At 54.9% G+C, this 22,878-nt stretch carries 26 protein-coding genes; 18 read left to right on the top strand and 8 right to left on the bottom strand.

Annotated elements, in window-relative coordinates; all coding sequences use genetic code 11:
* Positions 1-7: 7 nt before the first annotated feature.
* Positions 8-460, bottom strand: a complete 453-nt coding sequence (locus tag ABJT94_RS19035; RefSeq protein ID WP_348474311.1) for a MarR family transcriptional regulator — start codon at positions 458-460, stop codon at positions 8-10.
* A 281-nt stretch (positions 461-741) separates the two neighbouring features.
* Between ABJT94_RS19035 and ABJT94_RS19030 the strand changes: the two genes are divergently transcribed.
* The 4 genes from ABJT94_RS19030 (at position 742) to ABJT94_RS19015 (ending at position 4,664) form a co-directional block, all read left to right on the top strand.
* The gene (locus ABJT94_RS19030; protein ID WP_348474310.1) at positions 742-1,761 is read left to right on the top strand and encodes a sugar ABC transporter substrate-binding protein; all 1,020 of its coding nucleotides are present in this window, start codon (positions 742-744) and stop codon (positions 1,759-1,761) included.
* Positions 1,762-1,841: 80 nt separating this feature from the next.
* Positions 1,842-2,942 (top strand): ABC transporter permease, encoded by a 1,101-nt coding sequence (locus ABJT94_RS19025; protein WP_348474309.1) that lies wholly within the window; start codon positions 1,842-1,844, stop codon positions 2,940-2,942.
* Positions 2,939-3,712 carry an ATP-binding cassette domain-containing protein gene (locus tag ABJT94_RS19020; protein WP_348474308.1) on the top strand — a complete coding sequence of 258 codons (774 nt, stop codon included), beginning with the start codon at positions 2,939-2,941 and terminating at the stop codon, positions 3,710-3,712. The genes ABJT94_RS19025 and ABJT94_RS19020 overlap by 4 nt, the downstream gene beginning before the upstream one ends.
* A 22-nt stretch (positions 3,713-3,734) precedes the next feature.
* The gene (locus ABJT94_RS19015) at positions 3,735-4,664 is read left to right on the top strand and encodes a substrate-binding domain-containing protein (protein ID WP_348474307.1); all 930 of its coding nucleotides are present in this window, start codon (positions 3,735-3,737) and stop codon (positions 4,662-4,664) included.
* A gap of 7 nt (positions 4,665-4,671) precedes the next feature.
* On the opposite strand, the gene ABJT94_RS19010 is transcribed toward ABJT94_RS19015, so the two are convergent.
* Both ABJT94_RS19010 and ABJT94_RS19005 read right to left on the bottom strand, forming a co-directional pair.
* The gene (locus ABJT94_RS19010; protein WP_348474306.1) at positions 4,672-5,217 is read right to left on the bottom strand and encodes a hypothetical protein; all 546 of its coding nucleotides are present in this window, start codon (positions 5,215-5,217) and stop codon (positions 4,672-4,674) included.
* A gap of 191 nt (positions 5,218-5,408) precedes the next feature.
* Positions 5,409-5,741, bottom strand: a complete 333-nt coding sequence (locus tag ABJT94_RS19005) for an HU family DNA-binding protein (RefSeq protein WP_213678812.1) — start codon at positions 5,739-5,741, stop codon at positions 5,409-5,411.
* 631 nt (positions 5,742-6,372) lie between these two features.
* Between ABJT94_RS19005 and ABJT94_RS19000 the strand changes: the two genes are divergently transcribed.
* Positions 6,373-7,677, top strand: coding sequence for an HD-GYP domain-containing protein (locus ABJT94_RS19000; protein WP_348474305.1), 1,305 nt, complete (start codon positions 6,373-6,375; stop codon positions 7,675-7,677).
* A gap of 190 nt (positions 7,678-7,867) precedes the next feature.
* Here the strand turns inward: ABJT94_RS19000 and ABJT94_RS18995 are convergent, their stop codons facing one another.
* The 3 genes from ABJT94_RS18995 to ABJT94_RS18985 all read right to left on the bottom strand — a co-directional run bounded on the left by ABJT94_RS18995 (position 7,868) and on the right by ABJT94_RS18985 (position 10,572).
* Complete coding sequence (locus tag ABJT94_RS18995) at positions 7,868-8,194, bottom strand: DUF3301 domain-containing protein (protein ID WP_348474304.1); 327 nt, start codon at positions 8,192-8,194, stop codon at positions 7,868-7,870.
* A 69-nt stretch (positions 8,195-8,263) separates the two neighbouring features.
* On the bottom strand, positions 8,264-8,950 hold the full coding sequence (locus ABJT94_RS18990; RefSeq protein ID WP_348474303.1) for a response regulator: 687 nt from the start codon (positions 8,948-8,950) through the stop codon (positions 8,264-8,266).
* Positions 8,947-10,572, bottom strand: coding sequence for a sensor histidine kinase (locus tag ABJT94_RS18985; protein WP_348474302.1), 1,626 nt, complete (start codon positions 10,570-10,572; stop codon positions 8,947-8,949). The genes ABJT94_RS18990 and ABJT94_RS18985 overlap by 4 nt, the downstream gene beginning before the upstream one ends.
* Before the next feature lie 284 nt (positions 10,573-10,856).
* On the opposite strand from ABJT94_RS18985, the gene ABJT94_RS18980 reads away from it, so the two are divergent.
* The 4 genes from ABJT94_RS18980 (at position 10,857) to ABJT94_RS18965 (ending at position 14,224) form a co-directional block, all read left to right on the top strand.
* On the top strand, positions 10,857-11,834 hold the full coding sequence (locus ABJT94_RS18980) for a tripartite tricarboxylate transporter substrate-binding protein (protein ID WP_348474301.1): 978 nt from the start codon (positions 10,857-10,859) through the stop codon (positions 11,832-11,834).
* Complete coding sequence (locus tag ABJT94_RS18975) at positions 11,831-12,277, top strand: tripartite tricarboxylate transporter TctB family protein (protein WP_127559232.1); 447 nt, start codon at positions 11,831-11,833, stop codon at positions 12,275-12,277. The genes ABJT94_RS18980 and ABJT94_RS18975 overlap by 4 nt, the downstream gene beginning before the upstream one ends.
* Positions 12,277-13,803, top strand: a complete 1,527-nt coding sequence (locus tag ABJT94_RS18970) for a tripartite tricarboxylate transporter permease (protein ID WP_348474300.1) — start codon at positions 12,277-12,279, stop codon at positions 13,801-13,803. Before ABJT94_RS18975 ends, ABJT94_RS18970 begins: the two co-directional genes overlap by 1 nt.
* A gap of 226 nt (positions 13,804-14,029) precedes the next feature.
* Positions 14,030-14,224: a (2Fe-2S)-binding protein gene (locus tag ABJT94_RS18965; protein ID WP_348474299.1), complete on the top strand. Its 195-nt coding sequence runs from the start codon at positions 14,030-14,032 to the stop codon at positions 14,222-14,224.
* 43 nt (positions 14,225-14,267) lie between these two features.
* Here ABJT94_RS18965 and ABJT94_RS18960 read toward each other — a convergent pair whose 3' ends face one another.
* A complete protein-coding gene (locus ABJT94_RS18960; RefSeq protein ID WP_348474298.1) occupies positions 14,268-14,918 on the bottom strand; it encodes a hemolysin III family protein in 651 nt (216 codons plus the stop codon).
* 298 nt (positions 14,919-15,216) lie between these two features.
* On the opposite strand from ABJT94_RS18960, the gene ABJT94_RS18955 reads away from it, so the two are divergent.
* Entirely contained in the window at positions 15,217-16,176 is a 960-nt protein-coding gene (locus tag ABJT94_RS18955) for a carbohydrate kinase (RefSeq protein WP_348474297.1), read from the top strand.
* 253 nt (positions 16,177-16,429) lie between these two features.
* Here the strand turns inward: ABJT94_RS18955 and ABJT94_RS18950 are convergent, their stop codons facing one another.
* A complete protein-coding gene (locus ABJT94_RS18950; RefSeq protein ID WP_348474296.1) occupies positions 16,430-17,413 on the bottom strand; it encodes an integron integrase in 984 nt (327 codons plus the stop codon).
* 292 nt (positions 17,414-17,705) lie between these two features.
* Between ABJT94_RS18950 and ABJT94_RS18945 the strand changes: the two genes are divergently transcribed.
* The 8 genes from ABJT94_RS18945 to ABJT94_RS18910 form a co-directional block, all read left to right on the top strand.
* On the top strand, positions 17,706-18,305 hold the full coding sequence (locus ABJT94_RS18945) for a hypothetical protein (protein WP_348474295.1): 600 nt from the start codon (positions 17,706-17,708) through the stop codon (positions 18,303-18,305).
* A 68-nt stretch (positions 18,306-18,373) separates the two neighbouring features.
* Positions 18,374-18,865: a hypothetical protein gene (locus ABJT94_RS18940; protein ID WP_348474294.1), complete on the top strand. Its 492-nt coding sequence runs from the start codon at positions 18,374-18,376 to the stop codon at positions 18,863-18,865.
* Between the two features lie 528 nt (positions 18,866-19,393).
* The gene (locus ABJT94_RS18935) at positions 19,394-19,981 is read left to right on the top strand and encodes a hypothetical protein (RefSeq protein ID WP_348474293.1); all 588 of its coding nucleotides are present in this window, start codon (positions 19,394-19,396) and stop codon (positions 19,979-19,981) included.
* Between the two features lie 75 nt (positions 19,982-20,056).
* Positions 20,057-20,599 carry a hypothetical protein gene (locus ABJT94_RS18930; RefSeq protein ID WP_348474292.1) on the top strand — a complete coding sequence of 181 codons (543 nt, stop codon included), beginning with the start codon at positions 20,057-20,059 and terminating at the stop codon, positions 20,597-20,599.
* Between the two features lie 75 nt (positions 20,600-20,674).
* Positions 20,675-21,163, top strand: coding sequence for a GNAT family N-acetyltransferase (locus ABJT94_RS18925; RefSeq protein ID WP_348474291.1), 489 nt, complete (start codon positions 20,675-20,677; stop codon positions 21,161-21,163).
* 88 nt (positions 21,164-21,251) lie between these two features.
* Positions 21,252-22,178 carry a phosphotransferase gene (locus ABJT94_RS18920; protein WP_348474290.1) on the top strand — a complete coding sequence of 309 codons (927 nt, stop codon included), beginning with the start codon at positions 21,252-21,254 and terminating at the stop codon, positions 22,176-22,178.
* 101 nt (positions 22,179-22,279) lie between these two features.
* Positions 22,280-22,513 carry a hypothetical protein gene (locus ABJT94_RS18915; RefSeq protein WP_348474289.1) on the top strand — a complete coding sequence of 78 codons (234 nt, stop codon included), beginning with the start codon at positions 22,280-22,282 and terminating at the stop codon, positions 22,511-22,513.
* Between the two features lie 118 nt (positions 22,514-22,631).
* A partial coding sequence (locus tag ABJT94_RS18910) for a hypothetical protein (RefSeq protein ID WP_348483122.1) occupies positions 22,632-22,878 on the top strand: 247 nt, incomplete at its 3' end.

Here is a 22,878-nt window from a genome sequence, read left to right as displayed (position 1 = left end):
GGGTGGCTCAGGAGGCGTTGCCGGCCGCGTTCAGGTTGCCGGCCAGTTGCTCCAGCACCGACAGGCAGGTGTCGATGTCTGCCGGGTCAATACCCTCGAAAATCTCTTCGCGCACGCTTTCCACCACGGCTTTGATGCGCTCCAGCGATGGTTCGGCTCGCGGCGTCAGGTGAATCGTTTTGCAGCGTTTGTCGCCGTTGATTGAGCGTCGCTCGACCAGTTGTTCGTTTTCCAGCCAGTCCAGAGAGCGCACCAGGGTGGGCCCTTGAACGCCGAGCAGGTCGGCCAGTTCTTTCTGATGCATCGGGTGCTTGGCTTTGTGCAGAGTCAGCAACAGACGCCAGCGCGATTCCGTCAGGCCATGCGGTGACAGGCGCCGGTCTACCTCGGCCCGCCACAGTCGGGCAATTTGCCCGAGGCGGTAGCCCAGTCGTTCGCGGTTGTGTTTCAGATCGGTCATCAGCGACAGCGGTTACAACATGAAGGGCACATGATACGCCCATTTAGATAGATAGCTACCTATCTAATGAAACAAAGCGTTACCGCACCGCTCTTCTAACCCGACGTTGCACCCCGGTGGATGCCTTTATTTCAATTGTTTCAGCCCGCCCCGCCTGCCTGAAATATTTCATTAGTCTGGCTCCGTAGAGTGACTCGTTAAGGCATGGCCAACCCCAGGCTGGCCTGAACAACGATCGCAATGGATCACTCAATCAATAACAACAAGAGGCAGGACATATCATGAAGGCATCTCTCAAAACACTGACCCTTGCCATGGGGCTGAGCGTCGCGTCCGGCGCAGCGATGGCCGATGACATTCTGATCGGCCTGATCACCAAGACCAACACCAACCCATTTTTCGTAAAAATGAAAGAAGGTGCCGAGGCGCAGGCAGCCCAGCACGGCAATGTTGAATTGCGCTCCTTCGCCGGCCGGTTCGACGGTGACAATGACTCCCAGGTTCAGGCCATCGAAAACCTGATCTCCGCCGGTGCCAAAGGCATTCTGATTACCCCGAACGACTCCGAAGCCATCGTGCCTGTGGTTCAGCAAGCGCGCGACGCCGGCATTGTGGTGATTGCGCTGGATACACCGCTGACACCCGCCAACGCGGCCGACGCCACCTTCGCCACCGACAATTTCAAGGCCGGTGAACTGATCGGCCAGTGGGCACAGGCAAAAGCCGGGAACCCGGACGATGCCCGCATCGCCCTGCTGGATTTGAACTCTTCTGAAATCTCGGTCGATGTCGCCCGCAACCAGGGTTTTTTGCAGGGCTTCGGGATTGACCTGAACGATTCGCAAGACATCGGCGATGAGGAAGATGACCGCATCATCGGCAACGACGTGACCCAGGGCTCTGAGGAAGGCGGACGCCGCGCGATGGAAAACCTGATGCAGCGCGACCCGGGCGTCAACCTGGTCTACACCATCAATGAACCGGCCGCCGCGGGGGCCTATGAAGCCTTGAAAGCCGTGGGTCTGACCGACCAGGTGAACATCGTCTCGGTCGATGGCGGTTGCCCGGGTGTTGAAAACGTTGCCGCCGGTGTCATTGGCGCCACCTCCATGCAGTTTCCGCTGAAGATGGCTTCTTTGGGTGTCGACGCCATTGTCACCTACGCCGAAACCGGTGTGAAACCCGGCGCAACCCCGGGGCTTGGTTTCTTCAACACCGGCGTGACGTTGGTGACAGACCAACCGGTAGAGGGCATCGAGTCAATCTCGTCCGAAGAAGCACTGGATCAGTGCTGGGGCTGATGCCTGCTGGCGCAGCATTCCACTAACTATCCGTGCGGGCCACGTCGTTGTAATGAGCGGCGTGGTCGCCGGGAGGCGTTATGACTGAACACACCAATCAAGGTACCCCACCCAACCGGCAACACGGAGCGACCGACCATGAGCGGGTCACCGACTCGGTGGGTGGGTCCATTGCGATGCGCAGCGACGAGGTGCTGGACTGGCCACGACGCATTCACCGCTTCTTTCACGCCAATCCAACCGCCGCACCGGCCATCGTGCTGATCGCCGCGGTGCTGGCGTTTTCCCTGATCGCCGGGGAGCGTTTTCTAACACCCTTTAACCTGTCGCTGGTGCTGCAGCAGGTCACCATTATCGGTGCCCTGGGCGTGGGCCAGACGCTGATCATCATGACCATGGGCATCGACCTGAGTGTGGGTGCCATCATGGTGTTGTCGAGCGTGGTCATGGGCCGGCTGGCGGTGGATTTCGGGTTGCCACCCTCGATGGCGCTGCTGTTAGGCCTGTTTTGCGGCGCGGTCTGCGGGGCCATCAACGGCACCCTGGTCACAAAAATAAAGTTGCCGCCCTTCATCGTAACACTGGGCACCTGGAACATTTTCTTTTCCCTGAACCTCTGGTACTCGAACAGCCAGACCATTCGTTCGCAAGACATCGAAGCGGTGGCGCCGTTGTTGCAGTGGGCCGGTAATTCCTTCTCGGTGTTCGGCGCGCGCATCACCTTTGGTTCGCTGATGATGATCGCCCTGGTCGGGCTGGTCTGGTACGCCCTGAACTGGACCGCCTGGGGTCGCCATGTTTATGCCACCGGTGACGACAAAGACGCCGCTGAACTGGCCGGTATTCGAACCCAGCGCGTGCTGATGTCGGTTTACATTGTTGCCGGGGTGATCTGTGGTCTGGCGGCCTGGCTGATGATTGGCCGCATCGGCTCGGTCAGCCCCCAGGTGGGCACCATGTCGAACCTCGACAGCATTACCGCCGTGGTGATTGGCGGTACGTCCCTGTTCGGCGGGCGCGGCTCCATCGTCGGTACGCTCATTGGCGCACTGGTCGTGGGTATTTTCCGCAACGGTCTGGCACTGGCCGGGGTCGATGTGCTCTGGCAGGAATTCACCGTCGGCTTGCTGATATTGGTGGCCGTGGGCATCGATCAATGGATACGGAGGGCTTCCGCATGAACCAGCCAACCCCGGTTTTACAGGCCAAGGGCCTGGTCAAACGCTTCGGCCGCGTCACCGCTCTCGATGGTGCCGACTTCGAACTCTACCCCGGTGAAGTGCTGGCGGTGATCGGCGATAACGGCGCCGGCAAATCCTCACTGATCAAGGCGCTCTCTGGTGCTCTGGTGCCGGACGCCGGGGAGATCCGCATGAACGGCGAGGTCGTTCAGTTCAAGAACCCCATGCACGCGCGCAGCCTGGGTATTGAAACCGTCTACCAGACGTTAGCCGTATCGCCAGCGCTGGGCATCGCCGATAACCTCTTTCTCGGCCGCGAGTTGCGCAAACCGGGCATACTCGGGTCAGTGTTCCGCATGCTCGATAAAGCAGAAATGCGACGGCAGGCCACCGAGCAGTTGAGCCAACTGGGGCTGCTGACCATTCAGAACATCAACCAGGCCGTGGAAACACTCTCGGGTGGGCAACGCCAGGGGGTAGCGGTGGCACGATCGGCTGCCTTTGGCAGCCAGGTGGTGATTCTCGACGAGCCGACAGCGGCGCTGGGCGTGAAAGAGTCGCGCCGGGTACTGAACCTGATTCGCGATGTGCGCGATCGTGGTTTGCCTGTGGTGCTGATCAGCCATAACATGCCGCATGTGTTTGAAGTGGCCGACCGCATTCACATTCACCGCCTGGGCAAGCGTGCCGCCGTGATCAAGCCAGATACCCACAGCATGTCGGACGCGGTGGCGATCATGACCGGTGCGGTCGAGGTTGATGCCGCCTGAACCCGACACGAGGAATCACACGATGAAACGCACGCTGGTCATGTTGCTGTGCCTGGTTAGTTTTTGGCTGGCGGGGCAGTCGGTTGTCAGGGCCGATACCGACACACTGCGGGTGGGCGTCAGCCTGGCGGATCTGGGCAACCCCTTTTTCTACGCCCTGGCGCAGCACCTGCAAGATGCGGCCAATGATCAGTCGGCCCAACCGGTCAACATGACGGTGGTCTCCAGCGCCTACGATCTGCAGCGCCAGCAAGCACAGATCCGGCGTTTCATCGACGACCGGGTGGATATCATTCTGCTCTCTGCGGCCGATTCCACTGGCATTGAGCCTTCAATTCACCAGGCACGCCAGGCTGGTATAACAGTAACCGCGGTGGACATCGACGCCCAGGGTGCCGATCTCAGCGTTACCACGGACAACGTTCAGGCCGGTATGGTGGCTTGTCGGTATTTGGCTGAGCGCATGGGTGGGACGGGTGACCTGGGTATTCTTAACGGCGCCAGCGTCTCGTCGGTGACTGACAGAGTCGCCGGCTGTCGCGCGGCACTGCAAGACTATCCAGGTATCCGACTGGTCAGTGACCGTTTCAATGCCGGTGGCACCTTCGGTGGCGGCCTCGAAGCCATGACCTTTCTGTTAAGCCAGCACCCCAGCATCAACGGTGTCTTCGCCATCAACGACCCCAGTGCCCTGGGGGCTGCAGAAGCCGCCACGATGGCTGGCCGGGAGGATGTGCTGATCACCTCTGTCGACGGCTCCGACCAAGTGCTGGCGGCGCTGGCGGCCAATCATCCGAACCTGATTGGCACGGCCGCTCAATCCCCCGAAGACATGGCACGGCGCGCCATTGAAGTGAGCCTGGCGCATCGGGCAAATCGGTTGCAGAGCCCGCGCAGCATCCGGATTCCAACGCATTTGATCACGCGGGAATCGTTGCCTGTAGAACCCTGACCCAGAGTCAGCGTTGCGTTCGCTGTTCCCAGGCAAGCTTCACGGTTTCGAGCTGTTCGTTGTCTTGCAGCAGGGAGAAGAAAGACTGTTTGGGCATTTCCAGTTCGCCGAGATGCGCCCGGTCCCAGTCGACCCAGGTCAGGCCTTTGCTGATCTGGTGCGCATGGTGTACGCCTTCTTCGAAGCTGTAGCTGGTCATGCCATCCTCAGTAAGCTGAGTTATACCCCGCACTTCCAGCCGGCCCAGTGTTAACTGATTGCCCGACTCCATGACCACGACAAAATCACCGGCCCGCATTTGCAACAGAGACCACAGTAACGACGGTACGCCACTGAGTGCACTGGCGGTTTCGGTCCAGCGTTTGTCTCGCGCGTAGGCAAGATTGCCCCGCACCTGCACCAGAGTTTTGAACTGACGTTCCCAGCCGGGTTTGTCTTTCAGATACTTTTCCAGGGAGCCGATTTCGGCCCATCCGAGGGCGACGCATTGGCGGCGCTTAAGCTCGTCGTAACTGCAATGCACGCTAGAGGTGATTAACCACCAGAGATTCATAGGCGTGATCCTAGGGTTATTTTTATTGTTCCCAGGCAAAAACAGCATAAATGCCTGCACGGGGAAACCATGCACCGAACTGCGATTTGATGCAATAACAACCTGCAAAGAGCCTTCCCATTGGTCGCAGACAGACACAAAAACGCCCGGCTAACCGGGCGTTAAGTCAAAGCCTTGGCGCAGACATCGCCTTAGGCGTTGGTCATGTCTTTCAGCTTTTTCAGCGGACGCACTTTTACGGCGGTGCTGGCTGGCTTGGCAGCGATCATGATTTCTTCGCCGGTGAAAGGGTTCACACCCGGGCGTGCCTTGCGGGCCGGTTTTTTGACTGACTGAATTTTCATCAGGCCGGGCAATACGAATTCGCCGCACGCGCGTTTTTTCAGGTGACGTTCCATCAGATCCGACAGTTCGTCGAGTACAGCCTGGACGTCTTTTTTGGTCAGTTCTGTGTTTTCGGCAATCTCGGTGACGATTTGAGTCTTGGTGTAACGTTCTTTGATGGCAGTGGCTTTTTTAACCATGAATGCATCCTGATTGGTTATCGGTAAAGGTGATGAATGACGCTGGGTCATTGAAGCTGAGGCTCACCGAGCCCTTGGCTGGAGCAAGACTTTAGCGCATTGAGGGAGCATTGAATACGCCGAACCTGGCTGTTTTTACCGGTTTTTTGCCTGTTAATCGCATTTTAGGTGAAAAACCACAGAGAATTGCGAGGCGGGGTTGTGGTGAGCGGCCAACCCGGTCGCGATGTGATCAGTCCAACCCGGCTTGCGTGAAGCCGGTTGCGACCGGTGATCGGGACCGGGCTGGCCATAGCTCGACTGTCGGTGAGCGACGCCCGGTTGTCGAGGGTTTTTTGGCACAAAACGCTGCTACTTTAGTCGGATTGTTGACTGACAAGGCTTCCTGCACGAACGCCGGGTTACATTCCTCGACTGATTTCCAGGGCAATCACTGCTATTGTTGTAACCGTTTTCAGGTTGCGTTTAACCGGAAAGCAGGGAGGTCTGTACGGCTCGTACAGGGTGTTTGGCAAGTGAACCCGATCGGGCTGGAATGGAGCAATACTTGTTCAATGGAGAATCCGAACACTATGTGCGCAGTGTTGACCCGTGCGTTTTCCGTTGGGAACGGTGACGAGACTGACTGTTCATGAAAGAGCCGTCACGCCCCATTACACAGGATGCCGAGCCCTTGTGGGAACATCAGGCGAGGATACACCCGGCCGAATTGCTGGTCGGGCATTTTGTGGCGCGTATGGATCGCGACTGGAGTGAATCGCCTTTTCTGATGCAGGGCGTGATGATTGAAACCCCCGAGAACAAAGCCTGGTTCGAACGCCATTGCGCCTGGGTTGTGGTCGACCTGAACCGCAGCCTGCGCAAGGTGCTTGCGCCCCGGCGCCCGCCTTCGATCAGCCCGGGCAAACCGCTGACGGCGTCGCTGAATGTCTCGGCCGCCGCCAGCGACGCCAAACACCCCATCAACCGGTTGCGCCATACCCGGGTCACCCAACCGGCCATGAAAGCGGCTCTGCGCGGTTACGTCGGGCTCGATCAGCAAGCGCGCCGGTTAATTCACACCATCACCCGGGGCGGGCCGCTCGATGTTACAGCCGCGAAAAGTGCCGTCTCGGCCCTGGCCACCACGCTCGATAAAAACCTCTCGGCGCTGGTTTGGCTGACGCGCATAAAACAGCAAGACAACTACACCGCCCAGCATTGCATCAACGTCGCTATTTTATCGATGGGCCTGGCCCGTGCCCTGGAATGGGATGACAAAGACGTCGAACACGCCGGTCTTGCCGGCTTGCTACACGACCTGGGAAAAATGCGGGTCGATCACGATATTCTGAACAAACCCGGGCGACTCACGCCGGAAGAATTCGACCATCTGAAGCGGCATTCACAACTGGGCTACGACCTGCTCAGAACCGACAAAGACGTGCCCGCTGACGTGGCAGTCGCCGTGCTCGATCACCATGAACGCCCGGATGGCCGCGGCTACCCGAACGGTAAGAAAGCCGGCGAATACAGTGCCATGGCCGCCCTGGTTGCAGTGGTCGATGCCTACGATGCCATCACCTCGCACCGCGTTTACGATGCCGCCCGTTCCCACCACGAAGCCCTGAGCATTCTCTGGCAGCAACGCGAAACCCAGTTCGAAGGCACGGTAGTAGAAGCCTTTATTCAATTCATGGGCTGGGTCACCCCGGGCACTCTGGTGCGCATGACCGACGACTCCATTGCCGTGGTACTTCAGGCCCGCATGGGCCAGCGCCTGTTACCCGTGGTGCAGATTCTGCTTCCCAACGACACCGGCTATCTGCTCGGGCCACGCATCGATCTGGCCAAACTGACCCCCGAAGAAGACCAGGTGCCGCTGCGTATTTCTAAAGTGTTGCCGGATGGTGCTGAAGGTGTCGACCTGCAGAGTCTGTCGCTCAGTATGTTGTAGTAGTTATTGGATTTTGAAGGGCGTTATGGATTAGCGGCGGGTGGCAGGGATACTCATGCGGGGGTATCTGAGGCATGGATGCCGAAGTTAAGCCTACACGGATGTATTCACGGCGCCCCCGCAGGAATATCCCTGCCATCCTCCGCGGGTTCTGACGACACAGCCAAATTAGCCACCAATCCTGACGTGGCTAGTGGATAATTTTGTCTTCAACGTACGGCTGCCAATGTATCGATTCCAGTCGCCGCCCGCGTAAAATCACCCAGCCCAGAAACCGCCGGTCTCCTACCGTACTGAATTCAAACTGATACATGCGCTGAAAGGCGATGATGCTCTCGGTCGATCGGGCGAGGCGCATGCGGCGCAGGTAAATGCTGTCGTCGAGCATTTGTACGCCTTCTTTTTTCGCCGCGCGGCGGGCATGGTGCAGGGCAATCTGCCGCAGGCCGAGGTGGTGCCAGATCCAGGCGCCGGCGATGATCACAAACAACAGGATCAGTAGGGATTTGCCGTCCACAGGGGTCTCTTTACATGAGGGTGTGTGTATCAGTATAAGGCATCGGCATCGGGGTTGCTCACTCGCCGTTTAGGCGCTCAGGTGGCGGTAGCGACGCTCGGGCCTGCCCACGGTGCCGTAATTCACCTCGGCACTGAGTTCGCCAGTGCTGACCATGAATTCCAGGTAACGCCGGGCCGTGGTGCGTGATGCGCCAATGCGCTGGCCAACGGCATCGGCACTCCAGTCGCCGGTTTCCACGACGTGGCGAATTTTATCGAGCGTGAGCGCATCGATGCCCTTGGGTAACCGCACCGGTTCATCGACCGGATTTTCCGCGTGGCCCCTGGGCAAGAGTAAATCGACTTCCTTTTGCGCCACATTGTGCAGGCTGTCGAGCGTATCCAGGTGGGCGCGAAAATGGTTCAGGGCTTCTTCCAACCGTTCGTACACCAGGGGCTTCAGAATGTAGTCGAATACACCGCCGTGCAGTGCGCTGCGCACCGTGTTTACCTCGCGCGCGGCGGTGATCAGAATAATGTCGGTGTGGCTGTTGCCCGCGCGCAGTTCGCGCAGCAGTTCCAGGCCATTGCCGTCCGGGAAGTGAACATCGAGCAAGACGAGGTCGGGCGTTAGCACATCGATCAGGTCGCGGGCATCCGCCAGGGTATGCGCAATGCCAACCAGTTCAATTGCGTCCATGCGCTCGATAAAGCGGCGCTGAATTTCGGCGACTTGACGGTCGTCTTCGGCAATCAACAGTCTGATCGTTCTCATTGCGCGGCCCCCATCGGGTTAAGGGGTTGCTTGGGCAGGTACAGTGTAAACCGGCTGCCGCCTTTAGCCAGATTTTCGACCGTGACCGACCCGCCCCAACGTTCAACAAACTGACGTACCAGGTACAGGCCAAATCCGTGGCCGCTGTCCGGTTTGCTGGTGACGCCTTTTTCAAACATTCGCGCTTCCTCTTCCGTACTGATGCCCGGGCCCTGGTCTTCCACTTCAAAAATCAGGTCCAGCCCGAGATCCGTCATGCTCAGTTGCACCTGGCCGCCTTCGCCACGGTGACGGCGCGTGGCTTCGAGTGCGTTATCGATCAGGTTGCCAAGCACGCTGACCAGTTGGTCTCTTGGCAATTGGACGGGTACGTCGGCCATGTGGCTGTCCGGGTCGATCACCAGGGTCTGGCCCATTTCCCGGGCGCGGTTGTATTTGCCGAGAATGCAGCCGGCCAATACCGGATCGGGCACGGCATCGAGCAGTAAGTGAATCAGCGTTTGGTGGTCGTGCACTTCACTGCCGATTAACGCCATGGCTTGCTCGGTGGCGCCAATTTGAATCAGCCCGGCAATGGTGTGCAGCTTGTTCGAATATTCGTGGGTCTGGCTGCGCAGGGTATCGGCGTATTGCTGAATGCGAGTGAGCTGGCGGCTGATTTGATCGAGCTCGTCGCGCAGCCGGAAACTCGACACAACACCGATGATGTTGGCGCCCTGTTTCACCGGCAGTCGGTTCACGATCATGTGTCGGCCCTGCAACCAGATTTCCTGGTCGAACTCCGGCTCGCCCCGTTCCAGCGCGGCCATTAGACCGCTGTCGGGCAGCACCTCGGCAATGGGCCGACCGGCCAGGGGTTTATCCGATTCCAGCCCCAGGCTATCGACCGCGGTGCGGTTAATGGTGGTGATAATGCCTTCCCTGTTCACCGCGATGATGCCTTCGCGCACCGACTGAAGCGTCGCGTCGCGCTCTTCAAACAGCCGCGCAATTTGCTCCGGCTCCAGGCCAAAAATGGCGCGTTTGAAGCGCCCGGCAATAATAATGGCCACCGCCACACTGCCCACCAGCATCACGGCCATGACCAGATACAGCACCAGGTTATACCGGGCGATGGTCGAGCGTACCTGGTCCAGCGAATAACCGACCGAGACAATGCCGATGATGTCCTCGCCGACCATATCGTAAATGGGCGCCTTGCCACGCATCGACAGACCCAGGCTACCGAGTGCCTTGTTGACGTAGCCCTGGCCATCAATCAACGCGATGGAGCCGTCGTCGCCATCGTCGTCTGCCATGGAGTAGCCCAGCCGTTCCGGGTTCGGGTGCGCCAGCCGAATGCTGTTGTGGTCCCCAATCACGATGAACAGGGCATCGTTGGTGTTGGCCAGTTTCTGACTGAGTTGGTTCAGCGACTCGACATCACGCGTCTGCACACCACGAATGATATCCGGTGTGGCGGCAATGGTTTTGGCCACGTTTAGGGCGCGCTGACCGATCTGTTCGTCCAGCGAGGCGCTCAGGTAGTACCAGGCAAAGCCGCCGATGATGCCGGTTTGAATGGCACTGACCAGACCCAGCACCAGAATCATTCGGGTCTTGAGTTTCAGTCGTTTAAACACGAGAAGGGGTTCTGCCTGCGTTTCTGCCTGTGAGTGCGCATAGTCGTTTCCGGTGCGGCCGGAAACGGTGTTTTTTTATAGTTCCGCTAGCCTAACCGAGCTGACGTCTGATTTCGCGTGATCTTTATGAACAAAACGTCCTTTAAGTACGTTAAAGGCATTACGACCACAATCTGTTCAATAAACACCCACGCGCCTAGCCTCTGCTTCGAACCGGGACAACACGCTCAGTGTGCCCGGGAATCACAGTAGAAATACAACAACAAAAGCAGAGGAAGACCATCATGAAATTCAAGCAATCCTTGTCTTTGCTGGCCGCTGCGGCGTTCAGCGTATCCGCTATGGCCTGGGAACCCAGTGGCCGAGTTGAATGCATTGCCCCGGCTGATCCGGGCGGCGGCTGGGACTTTACCTGCCGCAGCGTGGGTAACGTGCTGGAAGAGCTGGGTATGGTGACGGGTTCGGTACAGACCACCAACATGGCCGGTGCTGGCGGTGGCGTTGCCTTCGCACACACCATCAGTAAGCGTAACAGCGACGACAAACTCCTGGTCGCCGCTTCGACCGCAACCACCACCCGACTGGCCCAACAGCAATTCCCGGGCATGAACGCCGGCATGGTGAAATGGGTCGGCGCCCTGGGTGCTGATTACGGCATCATCGCCGTCAGTCAGGATTCCGACTATGAAACCCTGAACGACCTGATGGACGCGGTTAAAGCCGACCCACGCAGTGTCAAGTTTGCCGGTGGTAGCGCCAACGGTGGCTGGGACCACCTGAAAGTGCTGATTGCCGCCAAAGCAGCCGGTGCCGGTTCCTTGCCGAGCATTCCTTACCTGTCGTACAACAACGGCGGCGAAGCCATGACTCAGGTTATCGGTGGCCATGTCGATGCCTTTACCGGCGACATCTCTGAAGCCACGGGCTTTATCGACTCGGGTGACCTGCGCGTGTTGGCCGTGCTGGCGGAAGACCGCTTGCCGGGCAAGTTCGACAATATCCCGACCGCACGTGAACAGGGTATCGATGCTCTGGGCCCGAACTGGCGCGGTTTCTACATGCCGGCTGATGCCGACGACGAAGCCAAGGAATACTGGGTAAACGCCATCGATGAGCTCTATGCCAGCGATGAATGGAAAGCGGTAATGGCCCGCAATGGCCTGATCCCCTTCCACCCGCCTGCGGATGAATTCGAAGCCTTTGTTACCCAGCAAGTGGCCGATATTGAAACCCTGTCTCGTGAAATAGGGCTGCTGAGATGACCTCGTTTGGAGACCGCTTTCTGGGTCTCGCCCTGTTCGTCCTGGCCGTCTCGTACGGCTGGGTCGCACAGCAGTGGCCGCCACCGTTTGGCGGCCACGAGGCCGTCGGCCCCGAGACCTTCCCGACTATTCTGGCCTTCATACTGGCCGGTTCGAGCCTGTACCTGATGTTCAAGCCCGACCCCGATGCACACTGGCCCATGGGCCGCACCGCCGCTGAACTGGTGGGCGCCATGGTCATCCTGGTGTTGTACGCCTTCGTGCTGGAAACGCTGGGGTTTGTGATTGCGACCACGCTGGCCGTAGGCACGCTGTGCTGGCGCATGGGCGCGAAGCCGAGAGCGGCGTTTCTGGTCGGTGTGATCAGCGCGGTATCGGTGTTCCTGTTGTTCAACAACCTACTCGAATTAAGCCTGCCCGGTGGCTTGCTGGAGTTTGACTGATGGAAACCCTGCAATTCTTGATGGAAGGCTTCGCCGTTGCGCTGACACCCACCAACCTAATGTTGGCCTTGTGTGGCGCCTTCCTGGGCACCCTGATTGGCGCTTTGCCGGGCCTGGGCCCAGCCAATGGCGTTGCCATTCTTATTCCGCTGGCGTTCACCCTGGGGTTACCGCCAGAGTCCGCGATGATTCTGCTCACCTCGGTGTACGCCGGCGCCATGTACGGTGGCCGTATTTCATCGATTCTGCTCAACATTCCCGGCGACGAACCGGCGATGATGACCTGTCTCGACGGCTACCCTATGGCCAAAAACGGCAAGGCCGCCGAAGCGCTGGCTGTGTCTGCCATTGCCTCCTTCATTGGCGGATTAATCGGCACGCTGGGCTTGATTCTACTGGCCCCGGTGCTTGCGCGGTTCGCGCTGACCTTCGGCCCGGCCGAGTACTTCGCCCTGTTCGTACTGGCCTTTGCCACCCTGGGCGGCATTACCGGCAAGAACCCGATGAAAACCGTGGTGGCCGCCACGCTCGGCATCATGATCTCGACCGTCGGCATCGACATTTCCACCGGCACTCAGCGCTACACCTTCGGCGTGCTGGAACTGTACGAAGGCATCGACTTTATTCTGGCCATTGTCGGTCTGTTCGCCATCTCCGAGCTGCTGCTGTTCATTGAAGAGCGTGCCGGCAAAGGCCGGGCGCTGATTCAGGTGGGCAAGCTGAAACTGAGCATGAAAGACATCTACAGCATTCTGCCGACGACTTTCCGGGGTGGCATTCTAGGTTTCGTGGCGGGCGTGTTGCCCGGTGCCGGTGCGTCTCTGGGTAGCTTTATTGCCTACACGCTGGAAAAGAAAGCCCTGGGCAAGAAAGGCCGTTTTGGTGAAGGCGACATGCGCGGTGTGGCCGCTCCGGAAGCCGGCAACAACGGTGCCTCCTCCGGTGCGCTGGTGCCCATGCTGACGCTGGGTGTACCCGGTAGTGGTACCACGGCCGTGCTGTTGGCGATGCTGATTTCACTCAACATCACCCCCGGCCCGCTGATGTTCACCCAGAACGCCGACATCGTGTGGGGCGTGATTGCCGCCCTGCTGATTGGCAACCTGCTGCTGTTGGTGCTGAACATCCCGATGATTGGCGTGTTCGTGAAGGTCCTCTCGGTACCACCGATGTACCTGCTGCCCATGGTGACGATGATTGCGTTCGTGGGCATCTACTCGATCAGCCACAGCACCTTCGACCTTTACTTCATGGTCGCCTTTGGGGTGGCGGGCTACATATTGCGCAAGCTCGAGATGCCGCTGGTGCCGATTATTCTGGGCATGTTGCTCGGCCCCGAAATGGAGAAAAACCTCGGCCACGCCATGATCATCTCCGATGGCAACTGGGGCATTCTGTGGGGTACACCGCTGGCGGTCGGCCTTTGGCTGGTAGCCGGGCTGGGGCTGATATTGCCTTACCTGATTGGCCCCATTTTGCGCCACCGTATGCGCAACGCCATTAAAGAAGACGCAGTTAGCGACTAAACACTTTTCAGACGTGCTGGTAGCAGACCTTTTGGGCCGTTGGAGCAATCCGCGGCCCTTTTTTTGGGGTTTTACAACGACGGGAGAGCCTAAAAGGCAGCGTCAAGAATCGGGCAGGGCACCGGATACAAAATATTACCACCTGACAGAACATTTCCCTTGTCAATGATAATCCTTCGCATTAGTATTCTGTTAACGATACACAACAGGCACAGAGCAAACCGATATGTACGTATGCTTATGCAAAGGCGTGACCGACAGAGACATCGAAGAACAAGCGATTCAGGGCGCTGATTACAGCGACGTGCGTCGTGAGTTGGGTGTAGCGACCGATTGCGGCGCCTGCGGCCAGCTGTGCAAATCCCTGTTGCGTCAATACGAGGCCGACGCCGTCGCCAACGTAGAATTCAGCGCAGCCTGAGCAGGCTGCATTCTCTTCTTTCTATTAAGCCCTTTCCCTCGCGTTACAAAATTACGAAAAATACCACCGAAAAGAAATGCAGCACGCTGCCGGCCAGCACAAACAGATGCCAGATGGCATGGTTGAACGGCCAGCTCTTGCGCATATAGAACACCACACCCAGGGTGTAAGACAAACCGCCCGCCACCAGCAGCCACAACCCGGTGGTTGGCAAGGCGTCCAGCAGCGGCTTCATCGCCAGCACCACCGACCAGCCCATCACCAGATACAACGCCACCATTAACCCGTGAAAACGGCGCAGCTGAGTCAGATGCACCACCGTACCAAACAGCGTTAACCCCCAAACTATGCCAAACAACGTCCAGCCCCAGGGCCCGCGCAGGGTCACCAGAGTAAAGGGCGTATAGGTACCGGCGATCAGATACAGAATGGCGATGTGATCCAGCCGCTGCATAATGCCGCGAATACGTGGGCTCTGAATGGCGTGATAGAGCGTTGAGGCGCTGTAGAGCATGATCAGTGTGGCCCCGAAAATGGCCGAACTGACGATCTTCCAGGCATCCCCTTCCAGGGATGCCAGCACCACCATAATGACCAGGCCCGCGACTGAGAGCATGGCGCCGAGTCCGTGAGTCAGGCTGTTGGCCCATTCTTCAAGTTTGGTATATCGGGGTAGTTCCATCGAACTGGACACGTTTGGTTTCCTGAGAAAAACACAGCAATGAGTATAAATGGTCTGGCAAAGATGATGAGGCCGAACCGTGACTCTGCAATGACAAAGCCAGCATTAAGGCGGGCGGGGCAACAATACCGCCCTGGGGCGTGCACCTGTGTCGGCCCATCATAAACCGGGTGGGACCCGAAAGAAGGGAAAAGGGTTTATTAACCGTCCCCAGGCTGCAACAATAGCCAAAATGTAATAAAACAACATAATCCCTCCCGGCCTGTTTTTCCCCAAAACCCGGGAGCCCAACCCCCGAGACCGCAGCCCTATGAAGCCCATTCTCTGTTTTGGCGAATTACTGATCGATTTTCTGAACTTCAACACCGCGCACGAAGGCGGCTTCGCCCTGCCAGAGTTCCGCCAATACCCGGGCGGCGCCCCGGCCAACGTAGCCGCCGCGGTCGGCCGCCTGGGGGCTTCCGCACGCTTTGTGGGCCAGGTGGGCGACGACCGGTTCGGCCAGTTCCTGACCGATGCCATGAAGCAGCTGAACGTCGACATGAGCTACCTGGGCGTGCACCCAACCGCCCACACACCTCTGGCTTATGTATTTCTGGATGACAGCGGCGAACGCAGCTTCGAATTCCTGCGCCAGGGCTCCGCCGACATAGTGATGACCCCTTCCGACCTGCCCAACGCAGCTTTCGAAGGCGCCGGCATCTTCCACTTCTGCTCCAACACCCTAACCGACGAATACATCGCCGAAACCACCCAGGCGGCCATTACCAAAGCCCGTGCCCAGAACACCGTCATCAGCTTCGACGTAAACCTGCGCCACAACCTCTGGCCCAACCGCCAGGTAGACGCGCAGATGATTCAGCGCTTCCTGCGCATGGCCGACATCATCAAGGTCTCCAAAGAAGAAGCCGACTGGATAGAAGCCAATGGTTTCGAGTTAGCCGACTGGCTAACCACCGCCCGGGCCGTATTCATTACCGACGGTGCCGAAGCCATTGAGATTCAAACCCCCAAAGGCCAATACCGGGTAAACCCGCCCAAAGTAAAAGCCGTGGATACCACAGCCGGCGGCGACGCCTTCACCGGCGGCCTGCTACTGGCACTGAACGGCCGTGATTTGGACGCCTTCGGTGAGAGCGACTGGGAAGCGGCCACGCGCTTTGCGGCTGCCTGTGGCGCTGTAGCGGTAAGCCGGCCAGGGGCATTGCCGGCATTACCAGAGTGGGCCGACGTACAAGAAGCCTGGCCATTTGGGGAAGCCCCGACATAAACGCCCACCTCCCAACTCTCTTCCTCACAACTCTCCCAGTAGGAGGCCAGTCCCCTGGGCGACAGGAAGCAAACAAACCACAGCCCCCTCCCACCGTTCGCCCTGAGCCCGTCGAAGGGCCTTGGGAAGAAGGGGGCGCAAACGACACCTTTGAAACATAAATACTTGCCAACTTCGTCACCTAATGCCATGGTGAACAAACAACCCGTTTTATACCTTGGTGCGCCCTGTAACCGGCCGGGCGGTAGCGAATCTAATCGACGTCCACTGGGCTCACCATACCTCTCTCATGCAAGCCCACAACGTGGGTATAGATCTGAGTCGTCTCCAACGAAGAATGCCCCAGAATTTCCTGAATATTCCGTAAATCAGTGCCTTGTCGTAGCAACTCCGTGGCAAATGAGTGCCGGAACGTGTGACAGGTGATTCGTTTGTTGATACCGGTTTTACGTGAAGCAATCTTAACGGCCCGTTGGATTTGGTGCTCCCCAATATGGTGTCGGCGTTCCACACCGCTGCGTGGATCTATGGAGTACTTGTTTGCCGGGAACACATACTGCCAAGCAAGTTCATCCGGCGCTTGTGGGTATTTTCGGGCCAATGCGTCCGGTAAATAGACACTGCCGCGCCCTGCAGCCAAATCGGTTGCATGCAAACGAGCAACTTGGCTGACCTGTTCTTTCAGTAAAGGTGTCAACCGGTTAGGCAACAGTGTTCTTCGGGCTTTGCCCCCTTTTGCTTCCTGAACAAATAAGCCGCCATTGGAAAAATCGATATCCTTAACTCTAAGTCTGACGGCTTCCATTACGCGCAAGCCACTGCCATACATGAGTTGGACCAGCAGCCGATGATTCCCACTAAGTTGAGCAATTACTGCCTGGGCCTCACCACCATTGAGCACAGTTGGCAGCTTCCGCGGCTTACGAGCATGGTCGAACATCAGCTCACCGACTTCCATTTGCATAAATTCTCTGAATAGACACACCAGGGCGTTTAGCGCAGTACGTTGGGTGTTGATTGAACATTGACGATCAGCCACAAGGTGATTTAGAAAAGGAACAATATGCTCTACCTGTATTTGGCTGGCTTCGGAAAATTTGTGATACCGAATAAACCGGCGAACCCACTGGCAATAGGTTTTCTCGGTCCGGTACGCGAGCCCACGTGAGCGTAGAAAAATAACAAACTGGTCCATAAAGCGCGACGACTGGCTAGACACGGGTTTTGGTACATCCATGTATTGCACCTATCAACTAAAGTGCTGGGTATTTATACAGACCTGGGGTTTCAAGGCCATGAAATCGATCACAAAAGGGTGATTTTGATGACGCATATCCAGGATATAGCCGTGGATATGCGACAAAACTATCGGACTATCCTGGATATCCAACACTTTTAAAGGTTTTTGTGGTTTGATATTTGTAAAATTGAAGGTGGTCGTGTCACTTAGACCGCTCTAAAATGGGGTTTTACAATGGTTTGTCCTCAACTGGCTTTAAAATCAGCCTGGATCATATGTAAAAGTTAATATGAAGAAACTGTTAAATATTCATGGAGGCAATGTGCTAGTAAACGTTACGAAGTCATATTTAGATATTGCACGTTCCGTTACTAGAACAAAGATAGGGACGAAAGATGAAAGTGTTGAAATTGATGAAGCACTTTTTGGGTTGATGAGTTGTAACTATGTTTACAGTTATAGCGCTCTTTTGTCGTTTTGCTCAGCTCAACTTTATATCCTCTGGGATGCTGAACATTCAACACTGAAAGCAAGATACTCGAAGTTCGAAAGCTTTGAAAAGTTGATGAGCTCTGAATTGAGGTCAGTTAAGACTGCACTGAAAGTATTAATTGAAGAGCTTAATTTGAAGCCACTACATTCTGAAGAGCCTAAGTTGTGGCAAAACCTTACCGAACTCTTGAAAAACTACCGAGATTTCTTTCTCCATCCTAACCCTGAGAAGTTTCACGAGCATGTCGAATCAGCGGGTAATAAGTCATGGGGGCTGGCATCTAGCACTGTTGAAGGTATATTGAGTTACATTTTCTTAAATACTTCAGGGAATGTTCCAAGCTGGGTATTTAAATCAGAATTAGAGTGTGATGGGTTCCGGCTCGTCGATATTTAACAATCACAGGCAGTCGACGCGATAAAGCCCGCGCAACTGCTGCAAACGTTATGCACAAAAGGAATCCGATGCAGCCTAAGGATGTAAAGGAAGCTATTTCAGCTGCACGCCAATTCCATATTTGGATGCAATCGCACGATCATTCGCAGGCACCAGACTTCATCGATGATCCACGTTTGCAAGTTGGCCAAGCGCACATGCTGGTAGGTGTGATGTTACATTCTATCCTGTCGCTTGCTGGATCGCTTTCGCAGAAGCTCAGGCTGTGGACAGCCGCAGGACTTTTTGCTCGTATTCGTATACGCACGGATGGGCTTTCATATGAGCCTCGACAATGCGGGTACAATGCCGCCTTCACAAGACTCGGTATCGCTGAACTGAAGCGTGGCAATACAGCCGCTGCGATTCACTGTCTAGGTGAATCCGCGAAAGTTTGGCCATGCCCACATAACACCTCATTTGGGCTGAGAACTCGTTTGGCGCGCGAATTGAGCGAAGTGCCGCAGGCTAGCGCAGCGGTTAATGAGTATTGGCAGGTCGTCCGCGAATTCAAGGCATAACCATCGGCTGCACAGCGACCGATTTTCCGCCGCTTTGCGGCTCCAAACCGGCGCGTGAGCCGGGCGTTAACTATATATGAAGTTGTATACGGAAAAGGAACTTAAGAAGCTAAATCGGAAGAAGTTAAGCGAAAGGCGTGGACATGGCCTGTATTTCGCCTTGATGAGCTTAATTGCTTTTGGCGGTTTTTACGCTGGTTTCTCTGAAAGAGATATCGAAGGTTTTTACCTAGGTTACGCGATTGTTCTAATAGTTTTAGTATTACCGTTCATGATTAATAAAACTAAGCTGGGACGAATATTAATGTTTCGATGGCCAAGAGCAATATTTGTAAGCTTGTTAGTTTTGTTTGTCGGTATTTCATGGTTGCTCTCATACTTAACATTGGCGGCAATCAAATAGTTAACAAACCAAAGCTACTCAGCCCAAAAACGTTTGCTGCGCAAACTGGGCTTGGACTCAATCACGCTGCGCGCGATTTCGCCGTAGTTTAGGAACGTTAGGCAGTCAATCAAAAATCAGGGAACATGATGACCAATGAGGAATTCGTAGAATTAGCATGCCCACACAGCTGGTTCTTGGTCGCTGACGATCTTCACGGGCAGGCTGTCGAAATGAGGCGAAGCTTTGGTCAAGGGCATCTCACACATCATGATTATAGGTCTGGAAACAAGGCCAGCTGGGACAATACGAACAGATCAACCTTTCTCCTAGCATCCTTTGCCCTGGAGAATGCGATTAAGGCATTCCTGGTTTACGAGAACCCGGGTTGGATTTCTAACGGCAAGCTCTCAAAATTTCTGAAGTCCCACAAACTTACTGATCTCGCAGAAAAATCTACTAACATCCCATACAAGACAAAGGGTCGGGGCACTCTGAAAGCATTTGAGGATGGCAATGAATCTTGGGCTAGGTATCCGTGTGCGCTAAGCAAAGAGACCAGTGCTCAGCCATCCACCCTCGATGAGGGGCTTTGGGAGAAATATGAATGGTTGATGGCCGCCTATGGTCGTCGTTTATTCAAGCTATTATCGGTTTATTGGAAAGGCCCACACGGGTTTGGAGGGAAGTACGAGATCAAGGGCAGCTTCCTCGGAGCCCCTCCGCGGGCCTAACAAGTCACTGTTGTCGGACAATTTTTCCGTGGCTTCGCCACTCCAAAATTGCCGCAAAGTTCAGCGTTACGTGTCATGAGTGCTGAGAAACTAAGAAATTTTTGCGGCCATTTAGTAGACCTCTTATCAAAAGATAATGACCTGTCTATTCGGCTGCTGTCGTGGAATGCTTTTGAAGAAGGCTGCACCCCGGTGCTGGCCATTAATCTCTATGGGTATGATTATTCAATCTCTAACCAAGTAGAGCTCGAGGAAGTCAAAGCTCAAGAGTACGAAATTGATGGAGTTGAAATCGAAGGAAGTGAAGTACAAATATGGGTATATGGGTTCGATAAGCCTATCATCATAACTTGTGCAGAGATCAGCTACGGGTTTCAGGAGTTATCTGAGAGCGATTTGCGAAGTTTGCTAAAGATATCTCTAGCATCGAATAACGACCAGTACAAAGATATAGTCGCTCTTCGAAATAAAATAAAGTCAATTGAAAAGTTTGTCTCAGAACAGGAAAATCGAATCAATATTAAATGTAAAAATCACCCTGAGGGTACCGAGGGGAACAGGCTCTATAAAGAGCAACTAAAATTACTAAATCGGCTTCGAGCAAGGCTAAACACGTAACAAGTGCAAGCAGCATCGGCCCTTCGGGCCTGGACCTCGCTACGCTCGGCCGCTGTTGCAGGCGTTAAGGAAGTCATGAACATTACATTAGTGCCAGCTGAAAGTTTTGAGTATGTAAAAAACCTTTTTCAGTACTACATATACGACATGACTGAATACACTGGTTGGCCACCTCATAGCGATGGAACATTTGAGGTGCATGATTCAGTAACTGGCTTAAGTGATTATTGGACTAAACCAAATCACTTTCCTTATTTGATTAAAGTGGATGGTGAAATTGCAGGTTTTTCCTTGGTTAGAAAATACCCGGAAGACGAAGAGTGCTTCGATATGGGACAATTCTTTGTGCTACGAAAGTACAAACGTAAAGGCATTGGAGAGCAGGCTTTTAAAATATCTGCATCGAAGCACCCAGGAAGGTGGATTACTAGAGTACATCCAAGTAACACCGGAGCTAAAGAGTTTTGGTTAAAAGCCATCAAAGCTATCGCCAGTACAAAGATAGTTATCGAAACTGAACTATATAAAACCACGGAAATGGAATTTATCCGTTATGGCGTCTGAATTCCTTAACAAACCCAGTCAGTTGACGCGAGAAAGCCCGCGCAACTGCTGCAAACGTTATGCAAGGGCACGAGGCCATGAAAATTAAATGACCAACAATAATATTACTAGCACTGTAGCAACTGCAGAAGAAGCCCTTGAGATTATCAGAAAGCATTATGATTTCGGTGATGTCGACTATTGCATGCATATAAAGCGTGGTTTCAATGACACATATCTCTTGGATACCGGAAGCCAGAAATTCATATTCCGTATGTATTTGAATGGAAAGTACTACGTAGAGTCTGATGACGCTTATCGGTTTGAACTCAACCTTGTTAAACATTTGCATATGCAGGGTGTTCCGGTTGCAAATGTAGTGCCCACTTCATGTGGCGATTTATTGGGTGTGACGGAGCTTCGTTCGGGTCAGAGAGTCTTTGCACTGTTTAACTACGCTGAAGGCGTTTTACTCAGTAGGGGTTCTTTGACGATCAACCAAGGCCGCCAATTGGGCATAGCTATGGCGAATATGCACCTGGCTGCAGATTCTTTTGAATCTGAGTATGAACGTTACAAACTAGATCTGAAATACTTGGTAGATGAACCAATACGATTGATATCTGAAGGAGAGAAATGCGCTGAAGCCAATGAAGAAATAAAGTATGGCCTATATGTATTGGAGAAACTAGAGCCAATCGATCGATACATAGAGCGCATCAACAGTATCGGAACAGACGGCAGCAAGTTCGGCATTATTCATGCGGATATGCACTTAGGTAATATTCACTTTCGTGGAAATGAACTTACTATCTTTGACTTTGACCATTGTGCGTACGGCTGGCGTGCTTATGACCTTGCTATTTCTTGTTCTTTGCCTAAGCCGGCAAGAGTATCAATGATAGAAGGCTATGAAAGTAGACGACCACTGACTCAGGAGGAGCGGGACAGCCTGGGAGATCTGGCTAGTCTTAGAAACCTTTGGGATATTGGTGATATATTAGCCACGCAGAATCTAAGACCAGAGAGTGCATAACAAGGCCAATCACGGCGACAGCTTTTTCGTTACGGCTTAGCCTTCACTACAAGCTGCACGTGTTGGCGGCGTTATGTGGGTACCTCTGATGAGTGACGAGTATGGATGATGAGTTCCCCAAAGTCGAAAGGTACGTCATAGCAAGTGATGTCTCGGGACGGGATGGGATCGGCATAGAGGTTTACTCTGGCGACGAAATGCTTTTGGAAGTTTTCCGCGATGACACGAAAAAAGTCAGAGAAGTGACCCTTTACCAGAAGGATCTAGATCTGGCACTTGTAGAGCAAGCAATTGAGCTGTTCAAAAAGGAAATACCGTGGGAATTTCAGGAATAGCCGTGCGTGCCTGTCACCACATAACAAGGCAATTAAATTCGTTCCGGCCTTCGGCCTCCACCGGACGCCCTTGTCAGGGCGCCGTTTATTGCTGGCGTTATGCATGAAGGTCTAGCACGTGACTGATTTTGAGATCCGCCAAGATGAACATGGTATCGGTGAGGTTCTTATCCTAAAAGGAGATTGGGATCCGTCAGTCGCATCCTATATGCAGCACCACGGACTATGCGCTCTGCGCCTTAGCGATTACTATGGGTTTAAAGGCGAAGACCTCTCATTCCTTGGTTCGCTTGGGTTCCTGAAGAGTCTTGAGATCTACTGTTGGGATGCAAAGGGAGTTCAGGCTGTTGGCGATTTACCGCATC

Origin of the sequence: Saccharospirillum sp., assembly GCF_039982735.1 — a bacterium.
Taxonomy (GTDB): Bacteria; Pseudomonadota; Gammaproteobacteria; order Pseudomonadales; family Natronospirillaceae; genus Saccharospirillum.
The sequence above is the reverse complement of the archived record's forward strand: the minus strand, read 5'-3'. Positions and strand labels throughout refer to the sequence as shown.